The organism is Frankia sp. CoBUL1 (assembly GCF_978021245.1).
On sequence record NZ_CDXDOS010000352.1, the window covers coordinates 1 to 2,785 of the forward strand.

Below are 2,785 nucleotides of genomic sequence, written 5' to 3' on the forward strand. Positions count from 1 at the left end.
GTATAAGAGACAGGGTGGTGCACGCTTTCTGGGTGGGGCAGGGGTGGCAGTCGGTGCGGGCGAACGCGACGACGATGGCGTCGCGTTCGTGCTGGCGGACGGGGTACCAGCCGGTGCTGGTGTGGCCCTGCGGGCAGCGGACCTGGCGGGCTTTCCAGTCGATCCGGAACGCGGCCTTGTCGAACCCGGCGTTGGCCTTGGCCTGGGGTGAGTGGTCGAGGAGGGCTGGGGTGACCATGGTGATGCCCCGGGTGGCGGCGTCGTGGATGAGGTCGGCGCTGGAGTAGCCGGCGTCGAGGTAGTGCTCGCCCGGGGTGAGGCCACGCTCAGCGAGGCTGGCCTGGACGATCTCGGTGGCCTTCACGTCCGGGACGCTCGCCTGGGTGGTGAGAACGTCCGTGATCAGCCGTAACGGCAACACGTCGGCTCCGGCTCCGGGGGGAGGGTCGCAGGTTTCGGTGAGGTGGACCTTGTAGCCGCACCAGAACAGGTCGTCGCCCTTGGCCGCCCACCGCGCATCGCGGTCGTAGGGGGAGGCCAAGCGACGATGTCCAGGCGGGACACCCTGTCTGTCGGCGTTCCGCTTTGCGATCACCTCCCGTCCCCGGGGATCGGTGGACAGGTAGTAGGTCTGCACCAGCATCTCGCGCAGGAACGCCACCGCGGGGATCTCGCCCAGCCAGCCCGGCGCGGTGGAAGCGGCGACCGCCCGGCACAGGGCGAGCGCGTCCTGCCCGAACACCACGGCAAGACGGTCCCGGGCCGTCTTCGACGACGGCATCGTCCACCCGTTGACCCGCTCGCCGTAGCGATGCGCCAACTCGTCGATGTCCACGGTGTCGGCCAGCCAGCCGGGGGCCGCGACCGCGAGGGCCTCCAACACCGCCCGCACACTTTCCCCGGCGAGCTCGGTCCGGTTTAGGTCCCGGACCGCGCTGATCACATGGGTGGAGTCGGTGCGCGCCCTGCGACCGCCGCCGATCAGGCCCTGGTCGACGCAGGCCTGCAGGAGCCGGTCGAAGACCACCCGTTCCAGGCCGTGGTCGGCCAGCCGGGCGCGGAACCGGGACAGCACCGTCGGGTCGAACCCGGTATCGGTCAGCTCCGCGCCGAGCGCGTACTTCCAGTCGATCGCGCGGACCGCCATCGCCGCGGCCTGCCGGTCGGTCAGGTTCTCGGTGAACTGCAGCACCGTGACCAGCGACAACACCGCCGGCGGCAGACCCGGCGCCCCCCGGCGCCCGAACGCCCCGGTGAACGGCTCATCGACGAACACCTCGGCCAGCCGGTCCCGCAGCCGCATAGCCAACGTCCCACGCGGGAACGCCGCCCGGGCGACCGCCACGGTCTGCGCCGGGATCTCGGGCAGCCCCTTCGGCTGCAACGACATGCACTCCACCTCCCGCAGCCCACGACACGACCAGGACCGCAGAGGAGATCATGCCGCACCAACGACACCCAGCCGAATTAAGCAGCAGAGTCGTCGACCAGGACGGAGCGGGACTTACGGCCGTGGGCCATGTCCGGGTCTTCCACGCTGATCCGCCGGTTTTTGGCGACCCCGCGGCGCAGCCGCGCTGTCCCGGCCGTGGTGACCTCGACGTCCTGGTCGCGGACCTGACGGGCCACCGCGACAGCGGCTTCGGCCGCCTCCGGGGCGGGCTGGGCGGCCACGAAGGTCTCCACCGCCTCCAGGGCGGCCAGCACCACCGCCAGGGCACGGTCCCGCTCGTCGGGATCGTCCCAGTCGGCGTCCAACGCGGCTTTGAGGCTGGACCCGGCCAGCACCGGTGCCCCGGCCTGGCCGGCCAGGACCCTGGTTCCCTCGGCCCGCCCCCACCCCTGCTGAGCCGCGATCACACCCAGGGCCTTGCGCAGGGCGTGTCCCATCATGTTCGGGGTGTCCTCCACCCGGCCGGCACCCTACAGCGGGCTGGAGTCCAACGCTGCGCGTAACGCCCGCGGCCCGAAGCCCTTCGTCACCGTGGCGATCTCGACGGTGCGTTCGACCAGCCGCCGGTCCCACCCAGCGCCGATCAGCCGGGCGCGGAAGCCCACCAGGGCGCCCTTGGAGAAGGGAGACCGGTCGGTGTCCAGACAGTCCAGAACCAGCTGCCAACGCCGGTCCATCACCGTCGCCTCGATCACCTCGTCGTCGGAGACACCGGTATAGGCCTGCAGGATCAGCGCCAACGCCAACTGCGCCGGCTGCCCTTTCGGACTGTCGCGGTAGACCTCGGCCAGCTCGGTCTGGAACGCCTCGTCGAACAGCTCGTGGCGATACCGGCGCAGGAACACGAACAGCTTCGCCCGCCGCACCAGCCTGATCACAGTCTGTTCCGCGGTCGAGGGCTCCACCGGCGGAGCCCATATCCCAGGACGCATCAGCCAGCACCTTCCGATCAAGACGGGCACATGACACCCGCCGACCGGTGCCGCCTACCACAGCTCACATACGGCTACCTGACCGGCGCTCTAGCAGCGCGACCACGGACAGGTCCACCGCTGGTGCGACTACGGCGCCACCCAGATCGGGACCCCCAGCCGCACCCCGAGCGCGAGGCTGTTCCCGAACCCGAAGAGGAACGTCAACGCGACCACCACACCGACGATCACGGTCACGATGCGGGCCGAGGCGCCCGGAACCGCCAGGTATGCGGAACGCCTGTTCGATTCGCTAGATGATGTAGACCTCGGCGCGGTCACTGGGCATCACCCCTGGTCAGGGACCGGGTAGCGACCGGCCGAACGGCGATTTCAGGGCCAGCAACCAAGATCAAACGGT

1 protein-coding gene and 1 pseudogene are annotated in these 2,785 nt (G+C 70.2%); both read right to left on the bottom strand.

Annotated features, from left to right (window positions below; all coding sequences use genetic code 11):
* Positions 1–1,390: transposase (locus tag AC08OX_RS16770; protein ID WP_476608679.1), on the bottom strand; the 1,390-nt coding region annotated here is incomplete at its 3' end.
* A 92-nt stretch (positions 1,391–1,482) separates the two neighbouring features.
* Positions 1,483–2,385: pseudogene (locus AC08OX_RS16775) on the bottom strand (transposase); the annotation flags it as partial.
* Positions 2,386–2,785: the final 400 nt, after the last annotated feature.